Source organism: uncultured Ruthenibacterium sp. (genome assembly GCF_963558415.1).
Classification (GTDB): domain Bacteria; phylum Bacillota; class Clostridia; order Oscillospirales; family Ruminococcaceae; genus Ruthenibacterium.
Window position 1 is genome coordinate 1 of record NZ_CAUWGY010000041.1, and the last position, 18883, is coordinate 18883.

General features: G+C 43.6%; 17 protein-coding genes. 13 read left to right on the top strand and 4 right to left on the bottom strand.

Annotated features, from left to right (window positions below; translation table 11 throughout):
- The first annotated feature begins 126 nt into the window (after positions 1–126).
- The 3 genes from AB5H98_RS08205 (at position 127) to AB5H98_RS08215 (ending at position 3841) form a co-directional block, all read left to right on the top strand.
- Positions 127–1203: a 6-phosphofructokinase gene (locus AB5H98_RS08205; protein ID WP_367925430.1), complete on the top strand. Its 1077-nt coding sequence runs from the start codon at positions 127–129 to the stop codon at positions 1201–1203.
- Positions 1204–1366: 163 nt separating this feature from the next.
- Entirely contained in the window at positions 1367–3232 is a 1866-nt protein-coding gene (locus AB5H98_RS08210; RefSeq protein ID WP_367925431.1) for a polysaccharide biosynthesis protein, read from the top strand.
- A 12-nt stretch (positions 3233–3244) separates the two neighbouring features.
- Positions 3245–3841: a sugar transferase gene (locus tag AB5H98_RS08215; protein WP_367925432.1), complete on the top strand. Its 597-nt coding sequence runs from the start codon at positions 3245–3247 to the stop codon at positions 3839–3841.
- 41 nt (positions 3842–3882) lie between these two features.
- Here AB5H98_RS08215 and AB5H98_RS08220 read toward each other — a convergent pair whose 3' ends face one another.
- A complete protein-coding gene (locus AB5H98_RS08220) occupies positions 3883–4431 on the bottom strand; it encodes a DUF4364 family protein (protein WP_367925433.1) in 549 nt (182 codons plus the stop codon).
- Between the two features lie 70 nt (positions 4432–4501).
- The gene (locus AB5H98_RS08225) at positions 4502–5422 is read right to left on the bottom strand and encodes a S1 RNA-binding domain-containing protein (protein ID WP_367925434.1); all 921 of its coding nucleotides are present in this window, start codon (positions 5420–5422) and stop codon (positions 4502–4504) included.
- A gap of 195 nt (positions 5423–5617) precedes the next feature.
- Between AB5H98_RS08225 and AB5H98_RS08230 the strand changes: the two genes are divergently transcribed.
- The 6 genes from AB5H98_RS08230 to AB5H98_RS08255 are packed head-to-tail and all read left to right on the top strand — an operon-like array spanning position 5618 to position 10557.
- The gene (locus AB5H98_RS08230) at positions 5618–5809 is read left to right on the top strand and encodes a DUF951 domain-containing protein (protein ID WP_367925435.1); all 192 of its coding nucleotides are present in this window, start codon (positions 5618–5620) and stop codon (positions 5807–5809) included.
- Positions 5810–5857: 48 nt separating this feature from the next.
- Positions 5858–6937 (top strand): peptide chain release factor 1, encoded by a 1080-nt coding sequence (gene prfA / locus AB5H98_RS08235; protein WP_367925436.1) that lies wholly within the window; start codon positions 5858–5860, stop codon positions 6935–6937.
- Positions 6930–7958, top strand: a complete 1029-nt coding sequence (locus tag AB5H98_RS08240) for an L-threonylcarbamoyladenylate synthase (RefSeq protein WP_367925437.1) — start codon at positions 6930–6932, stop codon at positions 7956–7958. The genes prfA and AB5H98_RS08240 overlap by 8 nt, the downstream gene beginning before the upstream one ends.
- Positions 7955–8581, top strand: a complete 627-nt coding sequence (coaE, locus tag AB5H98_RS08245; protein ID WP_367925438.1) for a dephospho-CoA kinase — start codon at positions 7955–7957, stop codon at positions 8579–8581. Before AB5H98_RS08240 ends, coaE begins: the two co-directional genes overlap by 4 nt.
- A complete protein-coding gene (locus AB5H98_RS08250) occupies positions 8559–9128 on the top strand; it encodes a lytic transglycosylase domain-containing protein (protein ID WP_367925439.1) in 570 nt (189 codons plus the stop codon). The genes coaE and AB5H98_RS08250 overlap by 23 nt, the downstream gene beginning before the upstream one ends.
- A 25-nt stretch (positions 9129–9153) precedes the next feature.
- Complete coding sequence (locus AB5H98_RS08255; RefSeq protein WP_367925440.1) at positions 9154–10557, top strand: aminopeptidase; 1404 nt, start codon at positions 9154–9156, stop codon at positions 10555–10557.
- 50 nt (positions 10558–10607) lie between these two features.
- Here AB5H98_RS08255 and AB5H98_RS08260 read toward each other — a convergent pair whose 3' ends face one another.
- Both AB5H98_RS08260 and AB5H98_RS08265 read right to left on the bottom strand, forming a co-directional pair.
- Positions 10608–12044, bottom strand: a complete 1437-nt coding sequence (locus AB5H98_RS08260) for a hypothetical protein (RefSeq protein WP_367925441.1) — start codon at positions 12042–12044, stop codon at positions 10608–10610.
- A 14-nt stretch (positions 12045–12058) separates the two neighbouring features.
- Positions 12059–13513 carry an MBOAT family protein gene (locus AB5H98_RS08265; protein ID WP_367925442.1) on the bottom strand — a complete coding sequence of 485 codons (1455 nt, stop codon included), beginning with the start codon at positions 13511–13513 and terminating at the stop codon, positions 12059–12061.
- A gap of 375 nt (positions 13514–13888) precedes the next feature.
- On the opposite strand from AB5H98_RS08265, the gene AB5H98_RS08270 reads away from it, so the two are divergent.
- The 4 genes from AB5H98_RS08270 to AB5H98_RS08285 all read left to right on the top strand — a co-directional run.
- A complete protein-coding gene (locus AB5H98_RS08270; protein ID WP_367925443.1) occupies positions 13889–14737 on the top strand; it encodes a tyrosine-type recombinase/integrase in 849 nt (282 codons plus the stop codon).
- A 427-nt stretch (positions 14738–15164) separates the two neighbouring features.
- Positions 15165–17234 carry a hypothetical protein gene (locus AB5H98_RS08275; protein ID WP_367925444.1) on the top strand — a complete coding sequence of 690 codons (2070 nt, stop codon included), beginning with the start codon at positions 15165–15167 and terminating at the stop codon, positions 17232–17234.
- A gap of 47 nt (positions 17235–17281) precedes the next feature.
- The gene (locus tag AB5H98_RS08280; RefSeq protein ID WP_367925445.1) at positions 17282–18211 is read left to right on the top strand and encodes a sugar nucleotide-binding protein; all 930 of its coding nucleotides are present in this window, start codon (positions 17282–17284) and stop codon (positions 18209–18211) included.
- A 55-nt stretch (positions 18212–18266) separates the two neighbouring features.
- Positions 18267–18883 (top strand): glycosyltransferase family 2 protein (locus AB5H98_RS08285; protein ID WP_367925446.1); only part of this gene is annotated, 617 nt, incomplete at its 3' end.

Consider the following 18883-nt stretch of genomic DNA (forward strand, 5'->3'; position numbering starts at 1 on the left):
GGTGATCAATTCGTTTAGTATGGTTTTTAGCATTGTCGTCATGGTTTTGCTTTTGTTGTTTTTGCCATTGCCTGTGCGAGGGTAAAAGAGTCTTGCAGAGTATTAAGAGCAAAAGGGGGTTCTTGTATGAAAAAACGTGTAGGAATTTTGACATCGGGGGGCGATTGCCCGGGCTTGAACGCGACAATCCGAGGAGCGGCGAAAGCTCTCTATCAGCGCTTTGGAGACGATGTCGAAATCATTGGAATTTCCAACGGATACGCCGGTTTGATTTCCGGAGAATGGCGTGTGATGGAGTCACATGAATTTTCAGGAATTCTGACGGTGGGCGGAACTATTTTAGGAACCAAACGTACTCCGTTCAAGATGATGAAGGTGGTCGAGGAAGATCAGATTGATAAAGTAGCGGCCATGAAAAAGACATATAAAGAGGCAAAGTTGGATTGTCTGCTTTGTTTGGGCGGAAACGGAACGCATAAAACTGCCAATCTTTTAAGTGAAGAAGGTCTGAACATCATTGGACTGCCGAAAACCATTGACAATGATATTTACGGTACAGACGTCACTTTCGGATTTCATACGGCAGTAGATATTGCTACGGAAGTGATTGATCGAATTCACACAACGGCATCCAGTCATCGTCGGTGCATGGTGATTGAGTTGATGGGAAATAAAGCCGGATGGCTTACACTCTATTCCGGAATTGCTGGTGGTGCAGATATTATTTTGATTCCTGAGTTGCCATACAACATTGAAAATGTATGTGCTGCAATTCAGAAACGGAATGATCAGGGGAAGACTTTCTCCATTTTGGCGGTGGCTGAGGGCGTGTACGATGTGACAGAAGCCGGAATGAAGAAAAAAGAACGTGCCGCGCGTCGTGCCGAGCGCGGGGAGGTTACCGCAACCAATCGCATTGCTCGTCAAATTCAACAAATGACAGGTTTCGAAACGAGAGTATGTGTGCCTGGCCATATGCAAAGGGGTGGCAGTCCGTCCGCATATGATCGTGTTTTAGCAACGGAATTTGGCACACATGCGGCCAAATTGGTAGAGGCCGATCATTACGGTGTAGCTGTTGCTATGAAAAATAATATTGTAACTGAAAATCCTTTAAAAGATATTGCAGGAAAGACAAAATTGGTCCCAGAAACATGTGATATGCTGACAGTGGCACGTCGTATGGGAGTTTCTTTAGGCTGATAGAATAAAAAAGGAGGCGCGTTAAACGCGCCTCCTTTTTTTATGATTTTAAGAAGTTTTTTTTCAAGATTGATTCTTAGAGAGTTTTGTAGTAAAATAATAACAATTATAATGTGTTATTGCGCCATTTTACAGGAAATGATAATAAAGATTGGTGATTTTTTTGGTAACAAAGATTACAGAGTTTGCACAGCGATTTCGAAAGCAAATTTTGGTTGCATTCGACATTGTCGTTGTCATGTTTTCGTATATTTTGCCTTGGGTTATGATCAATGGACGTACTTCTTTTTCGGAGTATAACAGTTTGCTTGTGGCAAGTTGCTTTTTCTTTGTGTGCTGTTATGAAATTGTTTACGGGCTAATGGGAATGTATGACAGTTTGTGGCGGTATGCAGAAATTGTAGAATTTTTCCGTTTATGCCTAGCTTCGGGAATTGCGGTGTGTATTTTTGTAATAGGTACGTTGTTGATGTTTACAGAGCGTCGTGTGCCTATTTCAATTTATTTCTTAAGTGCCTTGTTTGCATCTTCACTTACCCTTTATTCCCGTTTGACTTATCGAATGTATCGTAATACGACCTTGAGCAAGCGAAAAAAGTCACGCAGGCGTACCTTAATGATTGGCGCGGGGGATGCAGCTTCTACCTTGTTGCATGAGGTGTTTAAAAACAAGTCACCTGATATGAACATTATTTGCTGCGTAGATGACGCGCCCGAAAAAGTTGGTCGTTCCATTATGGGCGTACGAATTATGGGCACCACAGAAGACATTCCGGAATTGGTAGATAGATGTGAAATTGAGACGATTCTTCTGGCCATTCCTACGGTAGATGAGGCGAACAAAAAACGAATTTTAAGTATCTGTAATAAAACAAAGTGCAATGTGCGTATTTTGCCGGACATTGTTAAAATGATTAAGGATGGCAAAGACTTTTTGTCTCGAGTTCGCGATGTACGTGTAGAGGATGTTTTGGGGCGAGACGAAATTGAGCTAACGGATCTTTCCAGCTCTTTGACAAAGGGAAAAGTTGTGTTGGTAACAGGCGGAGGAGGTTCTATTGGTTCAGAACTTTGTCGCCAGATTGCTTCATGTGAACCAAAGCAACTTATTATTTTGGATATTTATGAGAATAGCGCTTATTCTATTCAGCAAGAGCTGCGGCGCAATTATGGGGACAAGCTGAACTTGGAAGTCTGTATTGCCTCTGTACGTGACTCCAAAAAGATAGATGCCTTATTTGAACGTTACCATCCCAATGTGGTGTTCCATGCGGCTGCGCACAAGCACGTACCTCTTATGGAAGATGCTCCGGAAGAGGCTGTCAAAAACAATGTGTTTGGCACGTATAATGTGGCACTTTGTGCGGAAAAATATGGGGCGGAGAGATTTGTTTTGATTTCTACGGACAAAGCAGTTAACCCAACAAATGTGATGGGTGCAACGAAACGTTTATGCGAAATGATTGTGCAGGCTTTGGCCCAGAAGAGCAAGACAAAGTTTGTAGCAGTGCGTTTCGGAAACGTTTTAGGCTCCAATGGATCGGTACTTCCGCTTTTTAAAGAGCAGATTGCTGCGGGCGGGCCGTTGACAGTAACGCACCCGGATATTGTCCGCTATTTTATGACAATTCCTGAGGCAGTGCGTCTTGTTCTAGAGGCTGGTGCTATGGGTAACGGTGGAGATATCTTTGTTTTGGATATGGGAAATCCGGTAAAAATTTTGGATTTGGCGGAAAATCTTATAAAACTTTCCGGTTTTATTCCTTATAAAGATATAGAAATTAAGTTTACAGGTTTGCGTCCGGGAGAAAAGCTTTATGAAGAGCTTTTGATGGACGAAGAGGGGTTGCGAAAAACTGACAATAAAAAAATCTTTGTGGGATCTCCATTGAAACTAAACAAAGATACTTTCTTTGACCATTTAGCAACCTTAAAGCAGATTGCTTATTCAAACAACAGTGAAAATTTGGTGCAGGCATTGATTGATTTGGTACCGACATTTCACCATGAAGAGCATCGTTATCAGTAGAGGGGGAGCCTGATGTATCAAAGAGGAATTAAGCGTTGCTTAGACTTCCTTTTATCCTTATGTGGAATTATTGTACTGTCGCCAGTTTTTCTGCTTATTTCGCTTTGGATTAAATTGGATTCAAAAGGGCCGATTTTGTTTCGGCAAAAGCGTGTGGGAAAAGACAAAAATCTTTTTTCTATTTTGAAATTTCGCACCATGTATACGGATACGCCGAAAGATGTTCCGACCCATCTTCTTAAGAATCCAGACGCAATGATTACACGCAGTGGGCATTTTTTGAGAAAAACGAGTTTGGATGAGTTGCCTCAACTTTTTAATATTTTGTGTGGTCAGATGAGCATTATAGGACCTAGGCCGGCTCTTTGGAATCAAGATGATTTGATTGCTGAGCGCGATAAATATGGCGCCAATGCTTTGGTGCCGGGATTGACAGGTTATGCTCAAATCAATGGCAGAGATGAGCTTCCTATTCCGGTTAAGGCTGAATTAGATGGATACTATGCGAAAAACATATGTTTCCTTCTGGATGTAAAAATCTTTTTCAAAACAGTCACCAATGTGCTGCGCGGAGATGGTGTGGTGGAAGGTGGCACACAGGGAAAATAAAAAAACAGGCTATCCAGAGATAGCCTGTTTTTTTATTTGAATTAGGTGTTGTCCTGAGTCAGATTTTTCAAAACTTGTGCATACAGCACATCTCCGTTTTCGACAAATCGATCTCGCGCTAACATCGCACTCAAATGATCCGGCATATATAGAGAAAGCTGAAACATCTCGCGTTCACGGTCGACAATCCGGCATTGGACTGTGTATCCATCACCGCAAGGAATAATTTCTGTTTGATGCTGCGCACTTTTTTGAGCAAATAATTGAGCGCGCACAACAGCCCGTGTTGCAGCTTCGCGAACGCTACGAGGTACATCACTAGCCAAGGTGTTGGCAACGTCCTCTCCGGCCGGGAGAATGGTATAATGCTCGTTTTCGTAACAAATCAGCCCTTGCGTACAAAGTGCTGAAAGATTGGATGCCAGTTCAAAATAATTGACCAATTCTTCACTTAGCAATGCATTTTCCAATTCGCTTTTTGAAAGAGGAGAGGTAGCATTTTTGATTAGATAGCACAATAAAATGCGTATTTCAGTAGATGTAGTAAGACCGCCGGGGCGAACACCAGCAGTAAACGCATTGTTGGCCATAATTTCCCTCCCATTTCTTTTTTCTTTATCATACCCCATTCCGTAAAAAAAGTAAACAAAAGAATAAACGTTATTCTGTTGGAGCGTCAAAAATGGTTTCAATTTTGTGATTGTTGTCAGGGTAGGAATATTGCCAGGAAGAAAGATGTTTTCCATCATAGAAATAGGAGAGGGGAAGACGAACCTCACTGTTTTCAAGACAAGATAAGACAACGAGCTTTATTTTCATACGAGGAGGCAATATACTTTTGATATACACGCTGACCACTTGACCGCGTTGAAGCTCCGTATTGGGTTCAGCAAGCCCTACAAGATTGGGTGCCAATTCAATAAATACACCATAATCTTCACAGCTTCGCACGATTCCGATGACGGCTTCTCCTGCAGAAAATTGTGAGGCATTTTCAATCCAAGTGCCAAGGAGTTCTTTAAGGCTGAGAATCAAACGTCCTTCCTCATCTCGCCCTTTTAAAATACAGCGGATATCCTGTCCTACTTGTATACGATCAGCAGGGCTAGAGATGCGCGAGACGGATAAACAATCAATTGGTAGCAAGGCGCTGATTCCACATCCAACGTCGCAAAAGGCTCCAAATGGTTCGATATGTGTTACGCGGCAAGAAAGAATATCGCCGGGAATTAAATGGTCTAAATATCGCTGCTTGCAGCGTTGCTGCGATTTGGCGCGTGAAAGAATTGCCACTACTTTGCCGTCATTTTCCTGGCGAAGTTCAGTAACCATGAAACAAACAGAGCGTCCTACTCGTGTTAAAAGTGCAATGTCACGGACTTTCCCTTCACGAACGCCATCTGCACATTCTTCATAGGGCATGATTGCAGGAATGTTTCCAAGGGCAAAATGCAGTGCACGATCCGCGCCGAAGGCAAGTGCGCGACTCTCCAGAATGGTTTCATCCTGAATGTATTGCTGCAATTTTTCCAGGGTATAAGTATGGGGATATTCCCGGATGCCTTCTGCGTAAAAATCCATATAACAGGCCGCCTTTCAACTTGCTTTTTCCCGTATCCGGGCTGCTAAAAAATATATGAGGTAGCTGCATCTTTTATGAAAAAGTTTTGATGCCAGAGATAGACCGCCGCCTTTTTCTTGCGCGGAATTTGTTTTTGAGGTATAATAAAAAATCGCCCGAGTGAAGTCTTTCGATGAAAACAGGAGAACTTTTCGATGGATGTACAGGTGAATGATCATATTTTTACGAAAAAGCCGCACCCATGTGGAAACAGTGAATTTTTGGTGCTACGAGTGGGAATGGATTTTAAAATTCACTGTATAAAATGCGGGCGTGAGGTCATGATTCCAAGAAATAAAATTGAAAAAAACATCAAAAAAATTGTGCGAAACGGTGCTCCGCTTTAGCTAGTGAAGGATATGGATTGAGAAATAGCAAGAGAAGGAGAATCGTGCATGCTGGAAAAATTAGATGCAATTCAGAATCGGTATGATGAGATTGGAAGGCAACTTCAAGAACCGGCCGTTGTCAGAAATGGAAGTCAATATGCCGAACTGATGAAAGAGTATAAAAAGCTCACCCCTTTGATGGAGGTGTATGAACAGTATAAGACGGTTCAAAACGCTTGTTTACAGGCGCGGGAATTGCTGGATGAAAGCGGAATTGAACCGGATTTAAAAGAGTTGGCACAACAGGAATGGGAAGAAAATAAAGAGAAACTGGAAGTATTAGAAGAACAATTAAAAATTCTGCTCTTACCAAAGGATGACAATGATGACCGAAGCGTAATTGTGGAAATCCGCGGCGGCGCAGGTGGAGAGGAAGCTGCGTTATTTGCACACAGTTTGCATAGAATGTATAATATGTATGCTGAAAGCAGAGGCTGGAAAACAGAAGTTCTTAGTATCAACCAGACAGAGTTGGGTGGAGAAAAGGAAGTTAGCTTTTTAGTAGAAGGCGAAGGGGCGTACAGTCGGCTGAAATTTGAGAGCGGTGTGCATCGAGTGCAGAGAGTTCCGGAGACAGAGACGCAGGGACGCGTTCATACTTCTACGGTTACAGTAGCGGTGCTGCCCGAAGCGGAAGACGTGGAAGTGGAAATCAATCCGGCGGATTTGAAAATTGATACGTTTCGGTCTTCTGGTGCAGGTGGACAACATATTAATAAAACCTCTTCGGCCATTCGTGTGACCCATTTGCCCACTGGAATGGTAGTTGAGTGTCAGGATGAGCGCAGTCAGTATAAAAACAAGGACAAGGCTTTAAAAGTACTGCGCAGTCGTTTGTTGGCGCAAAAGCAGGCAGAGTATGATGCTGAATATGCAGCTCAGAGAAAAAGTCAGGTGGGAACAGGGGATCGTTCCGAGAGAATTCGTACTTACAATTTTCCTCAGGGACGCCTTACAGATCACCGGATAGGTTTAACTTTATATAAGCTGGACGCGGTTATGAACGGAGATTTGGATGAGATTATTGAAGCTCTGGCCACGGCGGATCAGGCCGAAAAATTAAAGGCATCTTCAGGAGATGAATGATTTGAAAACGCAGTTATTGCAAGCGGATAAGAATGGAATCGAAAAAGCCGGTCAACTTTTAAAGCAGGGAGAGGTTGTTGGCATTCCAACAGAAACTGTATACGGACTGGCCGCTAGCAGCTTGGATGGACGAGCTGTGAAAAAGATTTTTGAAGCGAAAGGACGTCCGCAGGACAATCCTTTAATATCTCACATTTCTGACCTTTCCATGTTAGAGTTGGTTGTTCGTGACATTCCTCAGTCAGCGTATCAGTTGGCAAATGCTTTTTGGCCAGGCCCTCTTACGATTATTTTGCATCGCAGTTCACAGGTAGCGGATGAAGTTTGCGCAGGATTGGATACGGCGTCTGTAAGAATGCCCAGTCATCCGGTTGCTCAGGCGGTTATTCGTGCGGCTGGCGTCCCTCTTGCAGCGCCATCTGCCAATCTATCTGGAAGCCCAAGCCCTACCATTGCAAAAGATGTTTTGGAAGATATGGATGGGCGTATTCCGTTGATTTTGGATGGTGGAACTTGCCAGGTGGGAGTTGAATCTACAGTAGTTTCTTTAGTGGGAGAACAGCCCATGTTACTCCGCCCTGGATACATCACCAAAGAACAATTGGAAGAGGTCCTTGGCTGTCAGGTTCGTTTGGCGGATGCGGTTCTGCATCAGTTGAAGGCTGGAGAGAAGGCCGCTTCCCCGGGAATGAAATACAAGCATTATGCGCCCAAAGCGGATGTAACGATTCTCAAAGGTGATTTTTCTGCATATCGTTCTTATGTAGAAGCACATTACGAGGAAGGCGTTTTTTGCCTTTGCTTTTCAGATGAGGAAAAGTTACTTCCCTGTCCATGTGTGTGCTATGGCCATGAAACCGAACCAGCAGAGCAGGCGAATCGTTTGTTTTCGGCTTTGCGCGAGCTGGATGCACAAGGAGCGAGAGTTGTTTATGCGCGTTGTCCTCGTCAGGATGGAATTTCTTTGGCTGTATACAATCGTTTGTTAAGGGCGGCTGCTTTTCGGGTGGTTACATTATGAAGCCGTGGATTGTGGCATTGACGGGGCGTTCGGGATGCGGAAAAAGCACAGTATCGACTCACTATCGCAAACTGGGCTATACAGTTTTAGATTGCGATCTTGTTTCCCGAGAGATTGTGATGCCGGGAACCGCATGTTTGCAAAAACTTGTTTTAGCTTTTGGAAAAGAGATTCTCGACGAAAGTGGAGGTCTCAAGCGTCAAGAATTAGCCCGAAAAGCTTTTTCGTCGGAAAGTTCGACGCGTCTTCTCACATCGATTACGCATCCGGCAATCATCCAAAAATTGTTAGAGCAGGCACAGCGTTCTTTTGCAAGCGGGGCAAAAATTGTTTTTGCTGATGGGGCGGTTATTGTAGGCGAGTCTTTTCAACGTTATTGTGACCGTATCATTGTGGTGGATGCACCAGATGATTTATGTGTTGCACGGATTATGCAGCGAGATGGGATTGATTTCAATGCTGCAAAGCAACGTCTTGGGGCGCAGATGTCCCGTGATCAACTTTGTAAGGCGGCCGACTATGTGATTGGGAATCATGAAGATTTGAGTACTTTGCTACAACAGGCGGATAAAGTGTTGTATGCATTGCACGAGGAGAGAAATGAAGAAAGGCAGAACATTTAAATCCGTTTTTGGTTTGTTGTTGGCGGCGGCCCTTGTGATAGCGGTCGTTCCTTTTGCTGCGCATAAAGCGCGTATATCGCTGTATCCGAAAAAATATAGTTCCTATGTGAGCCAGTATGCGCAGGAATATGGAATCGATGAAAACTATGTTTATGCAATTATTCGAACGGAAAGTGGATTTGATTCTAAGGCAGAATCGGATGCGGGAGCAAGAGGTCTGATGCAGATTACGCAGGAGACTTTTGAATGGATCAAAACAAAGATTGCTCCGAGTGAGGAATTAGGATTTGACAGTTTGTATGATCCGCAGCGAAACATCCAATTCGGCACATATTTTTTGGCAGTGTGTTTGGAGCGTTACGATGGGGATTTAGCAACGGCAGCGGCGGCTTACCATAGTGGTATTGGAAAGGTGAACGAGCTTTTGACGCAAAGTGAATACTCCAGTGATGGACGGACATTGCATACCTTTCCGTATAGTCAGATGAGCAATTATGTGCACAAGGTTCAGAAAAATTATCAAGAGTATTGTGCATTGTATTCATAATGGATGTTAAAAGGAGTGTTTGAATATGGAAAAAGAAAAAACAGTCGGCCAAAAACTGGCGGAAAAAATTTTGTATGAGCCGAAGCATATTTGGGATGCAGTACCTGAGGCTCGAAAAGAGGCAATGGACTTTTGCGAGGACTATAAAACCTTTTTGAATGTAGCGAAAACGGAAAGAGAAGCAGTTTCTGAGATTGAGCGTCGTGCATGTGCGGCGGGGTATGTGCCTTTTGAAGTTGGGAAAATGTATGAGCCGGGCGCAAAAATTTACTTCAACAATCGCGAAAAATCCATTATTTGTGCAACCTTGGGACAGAAAAGTTTGGAGGAAGGTGCACATTTGATGATTGCACATATTGATTCTCCCAGACTCGATTTGAAACCCAATCCGCTGTATGAGGACAGTGAATTGGCGTTATTTAAAACGCATTATTATGGAGGAATTCGCAAATACCAATGGGGAGCAACTCCGTTGTCGTTGCATGGAGTTGTAGTGAAGTCCAATGGGGAAAAAGTGACTGTCTGCATTGGTGAAGAAGAAGGCGATCCCGTATTTTGCGTGACGGATTTGCTTCCGCACTTGGCGGCTGAACAGAGTAAACGCACTTTGGGTGAGGGCTTAAAGGGCGAAGAACTGAATATTGTTCTTGGGTCTCTTCCCTATGATGAGGAGGATGTAAAGGATCGGGTCAAACTCCAGATTATGAACCTTTTGTACGAAAAATATGGGTTTACTGAACGTGATTTCACCCGTGCAGAGCTGGAGGCTGTTCCGGCTTTCAAGGCGGTGGATGTAGGTTTGGACCGGAGCTTGATTGGATCCTATGGACATGACGATCGCGTATGCGCTTATACGGCGTTGCAGGCGGAACTTCAGGTGCAGAATCCTGCATATACAACAGTGTGTGTACTTACGGATAAAGAAGAAGTAGGTTCCGACGGTGTCACGGGTTTGCAGTGTGATTATCTGTTCCATTTCTTGGGACATTTGGCGGATATGCAGAAGGCCAACTACAAGGTAATGCTTGCTCATTCTAAATGCCTTTCTGCGGACGTAAACGCTGCTTTTGATCCGACATTCCCGGATGTTTTAGAGCGCAGAAACGCGGCTTACTTAAATCATGGAGTGGCAGTTACAAAATATACCGGTGCTCGCGGAAAGTCCTCCACCAATGATGCTGGAGCAGAGATGATGGGCTATGTGACGAATTTACTGGATGCAAAAGGGGTCATTTGGCAGACGGGTGAACTTGGAAAGGTTGATATGGGCGGTGGCGGAACCATTGCAAAGTATGTAGCCAACCGTAATGTGGATGTTGTCGATATTGGTGTTCCAATGTTGTCCATGCATGCACCTTTTGAACTTGTTGCAAAGCTGGATGTTTATATGACTTATAAAGCATTTGAGGCTTTTGCTAACGAGCGCTGAAAATTATCAAAAGAAAAATCCCCCGCGGGTTAGCCCGCGGGGGATTTTGATTACCGATACTGGTTGAGAATATCAGATGTGAATTCACGGTGATGCAAAGTTAAGTCACTATCCATAGTGACAGAATCCAGCGGCCGGTCAAACAGTTTATCGTAAACAACGGCGCTGAAGAGTTCTCCGTGGGAAGGAGCGGCCATTTGATTCAGAAGAATTTGATTTTCGTCCATCTGAAAAGAAACGGTCCCGCTTGTGCCAAATAGAGGATAACTGATCTGCTCGTCGCAGGCGATGATCTTTCCATCATCCATCATCCACGCTGTCCCGCTTTCGGCGGGTAGGGAATATCCAACATCCGAAAGAACAGAAAAAATAGTATTTGAGAGAGAAGATTGTTCCGAATTGAGCAGAAATACCGTTAGATTGGGATCGGTAGAGACCAGTTTTAGCCAATTTGAAAAATCAGTTTCCGTTAGGAGAGGTTGAACTTCTAATACCCGTTCATAATAGCGTAAATGTTCGTCGAGTTCGGTATAATTTTTATGTTCTTCACGAGAGGGGAACTCATAGTTTTTTAGAAATTCGCACAAATCCAATGTAACTTTTTGCGCGCCATAAAAATTTAGATGTCCCCAGTCGGACAAATCTTTAGAATAATCAAATCCAATGCGTTTTCCATCTTCTCCATTATAGTTCAAAAAAGGAATTCCGTGTTCCGCCGCATAGGAATCAATCCATTCAAAAATCCCTTGTTCTGTTTCATTGTATACATAAGGAGTCACTGTAAATACAAGCTGAATCCCTTCCTTTTCGCATAAGTTGGTGATTTTTTCAAGGTATTCTACGCAATACTCATATGGAGTAAATGGAGCTTGATCAGAGAATTCTGGTTGTTCCATTGCTTGGGAAGTGAGCACCAAACCATAACCTTTTAAGGGATCTACATCGTTGTGCGGATTATAGCTAAACATTTCGGCGTTTAGCTGTTTCCAGCGAGTATGATAGCGAGGAAGATTTAAAAAATCTTCATAATTCCGCAAATCCAATCCGCAGAACTCTACCGTTTGAATCATTTCTAAAAAGTTGAGGCCCGGATCAATACTGAAACTGTTCTGATAACTGGTTCGGTCAATTTCTTCCGGCATGATACTGGAATGGCCATAAGTCATTCCAAACATTTCAAGAACGATTACACTGGGGGACTGAGTTTTTAGGGCTTCTTTAATATAGTGATATGAGATCCACATGGGTTGCGACCAGGAAAATACATTACAAGCCGAAATGTTGTTTTCTTTCCATAAAAGGCTTGGAATATATCCGCTGTTTACATGACTGGAACCAACGATTAAAACGTCGAGAGAATCTTTTTCTTCAGAATAAAGGCAGGAAAGCGTGGTTTCGCGATCACGCAGCAACCACGAAATTCCGGATAAAAGAAAGATTGTCAGTAAAAGAAAACTGATACCGCGTATTGCATTTCGTTTGGACATGGTGTAACCTTTCCTCAAAATTGAAAATAAATAAACGGTGCGGTTTCATATTGCGGTCCATAAACGCCAAATACGACAATTGCAATGATCAAACCTAAGTAAAGCAACCATTGCACAGGAAGCGCAAGTTTCATGATTCCAGCACGTAAATCATGTTTTTGCGAAAGAATATCGATGGCAATTAAAATAGCGATTGCCAGAATACCGACAATTAGGTCGGGAGTGTCTAAGCCTAATGTCTCTAAAGTATCTAGAGTTAATAGACTTCCATTCCATTGTGTAAAAATACGCTTTAAAATAGTTTGGGCTTGTTCCAAACTGGAGGCCCGAAAAAAGATCCAGGTCAGGTTTACTAGAAGGAAAGTTGCAATTTGAGCAATCCATGGAGGAAGAAATCGGCGGCCTGCCGATAAACGTTTAGCATTTAATTTGTTCCATATGGTTTGAATTACTTGAAAAAATCCATGCAAAGCTCCCCATATAACAAATGTCATGGCTGCGCCGTGCCAAAGGCCACTGACCAGAAAAACAACTAAAATATTGATGCAAGTGCGAAAAGTACCTTTGCGTGAGCCTCCCAGAGGAATGTATAAATAATCTTTAAACCAAGTGGAAAGAGAAATGTGCCAACGCCGCCAAAATTCTTTGATGGATTGGGAGAGATATGGAGCATTAAAGTTTTTCATCAGCCGAAATCCCATGATCTCGGCCGCCCCAATTGCAATATTGGAATATGAGGCAAAATCACAATATATTTGAAAAGAAAAGAAAAGCGTGGCCAAGGCTAAAACAGAACCCGGAGTGGTAGAATAAGCCTCATAGGCTCCATCGACCAGTACAGCCATCCGGTCCGCAATTACAATTTTTTGAAAAAATCCCCAACCCATCAAAATGAGGCCACGCTTCATACGATCATAATCAAAAGTGTGTCGTTCATAAAATTGGGGCAGTAAATTTGTGGCGCGTTCAATCGGTCCGGCGACAAGCTGTGGAAAGAAACATACAAAAAGAGCATATCGAAAAAGATTTTTTTCTGCAGCCAAATCTCCGCGATAGACATCAATTGCATATCCCAAGGCTTGAAAGGTATAAAAACTAATTCCCACAGGAAGTGCAAATTGGATTATAGGCAATGCAATGGCATTTTGCGAAATTTCTGTAATCAGACCTGAGAAAAAGCCATAATATTTGAACAGGAAGAGTACCGCGAAATTGGAAAGAAGCACGAGCGTTAGAACAGCGCGCGCGAGCCAATTTGACCTTTTGCGTAAGCGTTCAATCAGCAATGCTCCCAGATATGTAACAATGATGGAAAAACCAATTAAAATAATGTATTTGGCTTTCCAACACATGTAAAAGTAGACACTGCAAATCAGTAACCAAATCCATTTGATTTTTTGAGGTAGAATAAAATAGAGTAAGGTAACAATAGGAAAGTAAATCAGAAAATCAATTGAATTAAATTGCATGTGACAACTGGTTCCCTTCGAATGTAGTTTTAAAAATGGGGAAAATATTTACTCGGCTATTATAACACATTCCACAAGAAATAGTAATTGGTTTGCCGTTTTCATAAAAATAACCTCTCTCTGAATAGCACTGATAGATTGTAATTTGGTAAATACAATCTTCGAGAAAATAAAGATTCTGAAGCCTTTTCTCCCGGTGAGAGAACACTCTGACGAAGGGGCTAGAAAAAAACAACGCACCGTACTGTTCGGTGCGTTGTTTTTTTGTGCAATCAAGAGCGACAGGACAGTGCAGTGTCTTCACATTGAACGTGTGATAAAATAAAAAGCACATTTGTCTGATATTTATACAGGATAAAGAAAGAAGGTATACGAATGAGAAAAAGAGTGCTTTCAGTAAAACAGATCGAACGTTACATAGAACGGTTACGCATTGAAGAAAAGGCGGAGGCCACATTGGAAAAATATCGCAGGGACATTTATGCGTTTTTCAATTTTCTGCCGCCGGATAAAATGCTAAAAAAGGAATTGCTGATTTCCTACAAAAAGCATCTGAAAAGTGAAAAATATGCGGTATCTAGCATCAATTCCATGTTGGTAGCGGTCAATGGATTTGTGGCCTATCTGGGAGCATCGGATTGCAAAGTAAAGCTCTTTAAGCAACAAAGAAGCACTTTTTGCGATGAAAACCGTGAGCTTACACGGGAAGAGTATCTGCAACTGGTGCAAGCAGCCCAGCAGAAAAAAGACAATCGTCTTGCGCTGATACTGCAGACCATTTGTTCTACGGGAATCCGCGTCAGCGAGCTGAAATACATTACAGTACAGGCACTGCAAAAACAGGAGGCTCGGGTACAGAGCAAAGGCAAGCTGCGCAAAATTCTGCTGCCCAAAATTTTGTGTGTACGCTTGCTTCGATATTGCCGGGAACGTTCCGTCCGTAAAGGAAGCGTATTTGTATCTCGAAACGGAAATCCACTCGATCGCACTAGCATTTGGGCTTCAATGAAAAAGCTCTGCAGAGCGGCCAAGGTAGCGGCACAAAAAGTTTTTCCGCACAATCTGCGCCATTTATTTGCCCGGACCTTTTACCGTCGGCATAAAGACATTGTTCGTCTGGCGGATGTTTTAGGACACAGCAGCGTAGATACAACCCGTATCTATACATTAACGTCTGGAAAGGAACAAATGATACAACTGGAAAAACTTCACCTGTTGGCATAAAAAAAGCCGCTGTCAAAGCGGCTGTGTTTTACGTAATTCGCATTATGAAGTGGTTTGTCTAAAAACGCGCAATATCCCTATATTGCGACATCTTATTGGGTTTTATTATACGGCCTTTTTGGCCTAGAGTCAATATTCGCACTGCGTTTTTGCATGAAGAAACAAGCGTCACTTTTGTAAAAAAGTCCCAAAATAAAACGGGACTTTTTTAAGTGCGCTTTTTTTTTATTCAGATTATTTAGTAAGGCCCTTTTGGCTTGTGCAATCTACATAATGCGAAAAATGTAGAAAATCGGTCCGAGGGAAACTCGGACCGGGCTTTTGATGTATTGAACAATATAGATCAAAGAGCGCCACGGGAAGGAATGAAAAATAAAGTATGCAGCGACCCCAGCGAATGTTATCTGTAAAAGCGGGCGACAGGCTTTTGAGATATCGGTTCATTTTGTTTATTTTCGTAATTTGTAGCGTAGCAGCCTTTTACGGACTAGAACGTTGTGGCGTAGTGAATTTTATATGCACCAATGGAGATTACCAAAATTATAACGCACTGCGGCGCTTTTTGGATGGACAGGCCCCTTATCGCGATTTTGCCAACTATCTAGGCATGGGACCATTGCTACTCTGTTCTCCCTTGCTGATTTGGGATAATACATTTGCAACCAGTTTGTTTGCAACATTTTTTGTTGCGGCGCTGGCTTTCATTTTGTTTGCGGCATTGTCAACCTACTTGATTACCGGGAGATTCTGGTTATCGGCTCTTTTTGCGGCGGTACTGCCCAAACTTATCAGTTCTTATTTCTTTTATACCTTCCCTGGATACGATTTCCATGGTTATTATCTGACTTATTATCTTGAACTTTTGCTTAAGCCCCAAAATTCCTTCCGCATGGCCCGGTTGTTTTGGCCTGTGCTTTTGTGCTGGGTGTTGCTGATATTGCTGTGGCAGGTGCAAAAAGCTCAGCCCAAACATACCTGGGTTTTATATAGGACACTGCGAACCCAAAAAGGGGCTGCGATTACAGGTATAGTAATCGGCGCGGGGGTATTGTGGAGCAATGATTTTGGCTTTTCTGCTATTGCATCTGCCACAGGTGTCTTGGTGATTCTCAGCATTGCCCAAGCGGTCCAGAGCAAAAAGTGGGTGGCCGAGTTCCGATGGCTGTTATGGTATCTGGTTGGCATGGCAGTGGGTTTGTTTGCAGCGGTTTTTGTGGTGACACGCGGGCAGATTGGCAGTTGGTTCGAGTTTACTACGTCGGTAGGTGATTGGCAGTTTTGGTATTATGGCACCCGCTTCAATGACAAAATCTATGGCCTTGGAGATGCAATCTCCCACATAGAAAGAAGGACATGGATTCATTTGGCGATATACGTGATGAGCATGGGATATTGTCTGTGGTTGCTATGTAAAAAGAAAGCAACGGATAGAACCGTACTTTTCGTGTTTTTATATACCACCATTGTGGCGGCGCAGCTCTTGTATATCGTGGGGAGCGGCGCCGACGGACTTACCGAACCGCATTATGTATTTGTCATTCTAATGATTTTTGCTTTTGCAATGAAAGCGGTCGTGCATTGCACAGAATGGCTCTATGAAAAAATAAAGGGCAGTTCAAAATCATGGCAGAACCGGCATAGTGCCGCAGTAGTGAAGGCCGTAGTCTTTGGTTGTTTGATTGTGTATGGGGGATATCTTTTCCGTCAAGACATGGCTCTGGTGCAGAGCAATCGACAGATGCAGTCTGATCCGCAATATATGCCGGAACTAGGGGGAGTGAGCCCCTTTTTTGAAGCCCAGCGTGAGATGCAGAAGGTCACCGAAGGTCACACACTTTTTTCTACTTACGCCTCTGCTTTGGACGATATCAGAGATGAGTTTCAGCCTACAGGTGTGGATTACATCATTCATGCACTGGGAGACGAGGCTTGTGCCCAATACGTGGAAACCTTCCAAGAGGGAAAATATGATTTTGTGCAGACTACCAACTATTCCCGGTGGCCTTGGGAGCCTTGGCTGAATGGTCCTAACTGGACTTTTTACCGAGAATTGTATTCTAACTATGATTTTTATTCCGATTATGCCAATTGGACTTTGTGGGAGTATCAGGGAGAAGATGTGAACGTTCTGCCAGGACAAGCACAAGTGACATTGGAGAAGCTCGATGAAAATACGGTCAAAGTAATAGTTACTACCGACCAAACCGAGCCATGCTATGTAGATGTATTTTTGGACTGGCAAAATATTTCCCGCAAATCACTCGCAAGAGTTTTGTCTTGGCAGGACGCTGTATTCGTATACGATCCCAGTCAGTCTGCCGTTCGTTCGGGTGTAGGGCAAGGTTATTTTCAACCGAGCAAAGGACAGGATGTTTGTCTTCCGGTTTATGTAGAGAACGGAACCGGCAGTATTACTCTGAGCGGCGCACCCAAAGAGTGTGTGGTGTTGGAAGTAAGCGACGCTCGCTGTGGCGAAATTATTCGGTTTGTTCGATAACGTTTTGGAAAAATTTTAAAACAGATTCAAAAGGGGGGAATATCATTATGCGCACAGCACTGGTTGGTTACACAGGGTTTGTAGGAGGAAATCTCGCTGCAAGTAACCCTTTTGATGCAGTATACAATTCCAAGAACATTGTACAGGCAGCGGGAACTCAGCCGGATTTACTGGTGTATGCAGGTGTGCCTGCGGCTAAATTCTTGGCAAACCGAGACCCGCAGGCAGACTGGCAAGCAGTGAGTCAAGCGTTTGAGAACATCTGCTCCATTGCACCCAAACAACTTGTGCTCATCAGCACAGTGGATGTATATGCCTGCCCGCAGGCAGTGGACGAAAATACCCCTGCGGATGTGGAGGCTTTGGGTGCATATGGCCGAAATCGAGCCAGGCTGGAACAACTGGTGCGCGAAGCTTTTCCTGATAGCCTTATTGTGCGGCTGCCTGCTCTGTTGGGCAAAGGGTTAAAAAAGAACTTTTTGTACGATTTCCTTCATCCGGCCCCTAGCCTTTTGCCTGAGGACAAAATGGAACAGCTTGGCCGAGAGCCGCTGGTGGCTCACAGCTATCAAAAAGCCCAGGATGGCTTTTTTCGTTTTGCACCGCAAAATGAAGAGGACTGTAAAGCAGTGCAGGAGTGGTTTGCGAGTAACAGCTTTAACGCTTTAAAATTTACAGACAGCCGCTCTATGTATCAGTTTTACGACCTTTCCTGGCTGTGGAAAGATATCACCATTGCTTTGGCTCATAAGCTTCATCTGGTCAATCTTACCGCTCAGCCGCTACTGGTGTCGGACATCTACAAGCAGCTCACCGGCGGAAAGACTTTTGAGAACGCTTTATCCGCAAAACCTGCCCATTATGATATGCGCAGTATCCACGCCTCTCTGTTTGGCGGCGAGAATGGCTATTGTTATAGCAAAACGGATTCTATGAATGCTATCCGCTCTTTTGTAACGGCCTTTCGAAAGGGGTAATCACCATTACAGTTGTACGAAAAAGAGAAGCTTATCAAATTACAGAGGTGTTTGTATGATGACGCAGCCGGGAGTGCCGTTGTTTGAGCAATATGAGTTTTTTCCACGCAGATCGGATTATTGCTTGCTGATTCCCGTGATTAATGAGGGAGAGCGAATTGCCGCGGAGCTCGAACGTGCCCAAAAGGCGCATGTACATCAGATAGTGGATATTGTTTTGTGCGACGGTGGAAGTACCGATGGAAGTTGCACTCAGAAAAAGCTGCAAAAGGCGGGTGTCAACAGTCTTTTGATCAAAAAAGGTCCTGGAAGACAGGGCGCGCAGTTACGTTGCGGCATCTATTTTGCCTTGCAGAGGGGATACGAAGGCGTTCTCACCATCGACGGAAATAACAAGGATTCCATTGAGGATGTACCCCGTTTTTTGCAAAAACTGAAAGAGGGTTATGACTTTGTGCAGGGCAGCCGCTATGTAAAAGGAGGAAAAGCCGTTCGAACCCCTTGGGTGCGGCATTTGGCAGTGCATCTCATTCACGCGCCTATCATCAGCCTGACAGCGCGACACCGTTTTACCGATACCACAAATGCCTACCGGGCGTATTCCAAAAAATATCTCATTCATCCTGAAGTACAGCCCTTACGCGATGTTTTTGTGGGGTATGAATTGTTGGC

Excerpts from the sequence above, each read along its gene's own strand:
- AB5H98_RS08260 (WP_367925441.1), bottom strand. The coding sequence starts at position 12,044 with ATGTCCAAACGAAATGCAATACGCGGTATCAGTTTTCTTTTACTGACA.
- AB5H98_RS08255 (WP_367925440.1), top strand. The coding sequence starts at position 9,154 with ATGGAAAAAGAAAAAACAGTCGGCCAAAAACTGGCGGAAAAAATTTTG.
- AB5H98_RS08225 (WP_367925434.1), bottom strand. The coding sequence starts at position 5,422 with ATGGATTTTTACGCAGAAGGCATCCGGGAATATCCCCATACTTATACC.
- AB5H98_RS08265 (WP_367925442.1), bottom strand. The coding sequence starts at position 13,513 with ATGCAATTTAATTCAATTGATTTTCTGATTTACTTTCCTATTGTTACC.
- AB5H98_RS08250 (WP_367925439.1), top strand. The coding sequence starts at position 8,559 with ATGAAGAAAGGCAGAACATTTAAATCCGTTTTTGGTTTGTTGTTGGCG.
- AB5H98_RS08215 (WP_367925432.1), top strand. The coding sequence starts at position 3,245 with ATGTATCAAAGAGGAATTAAGCGTTGCTTAGACTTCCTTTTATCCTTA.
- prfA (WP_367925436.1), top strand. The coding sequence starts at position 5,858 with ATGCTGGAAAAATTAGATGCAATTCAGAATCGGTATGATGAGATTGGA.
- AB5H98_RS08270 (WP_367925443.1), top strand. The coding sequence starts at position 13,889 with ATGAGAAAAAGAGTGCTTTCAGTAAAACAGATCGAACGTTACATAGAA.
- AB5H98_RS08280 (WP_367925445.1), top strand. The coding sequence starts at position 17,282 with ATGCGCACAGCACTGGTTGGTTACACAGGGTTTGTAGGAGGAAATCTC.
- AB5H98_RS08230 (WP_367925435.1), top strand. The coding sequence starts at position 5,618 with ATGGATGTACAGGTGAATGATCATATTTTTACGAAAAAGCCGCACCCA.
- AB5H98_RS08220 (WP_367925433.1), bottom strand. The coding sequence starts at position 4,431 with ATGGCCAACAATGCGTTTACTGCTGGTGTTCGCCCCGGCGGTCTTACT.
- AB5H98_RS08240 (WP_367925437.1), top strand. The coding sequence starts at position 6,930 with ATGAATGATTTGAAAACGCAGTTATTGCAAGCGGATAAGAATGGAATC.
- AB5H98_RS08205 (WP_367925430.1), top strand. The coding sequence starts at position 127 with ATGAAAAAACGTGTAGGAATTTTGACATCGGGGGGCGATTGCCCGGGC.
- coaE (WP_367925438.1), top strand. The coding sequence starts at position 7,955 with ATGAAGCCGTGGATTGTGGCATTGACGGGGCGTTCGGGATGCGGAAAA.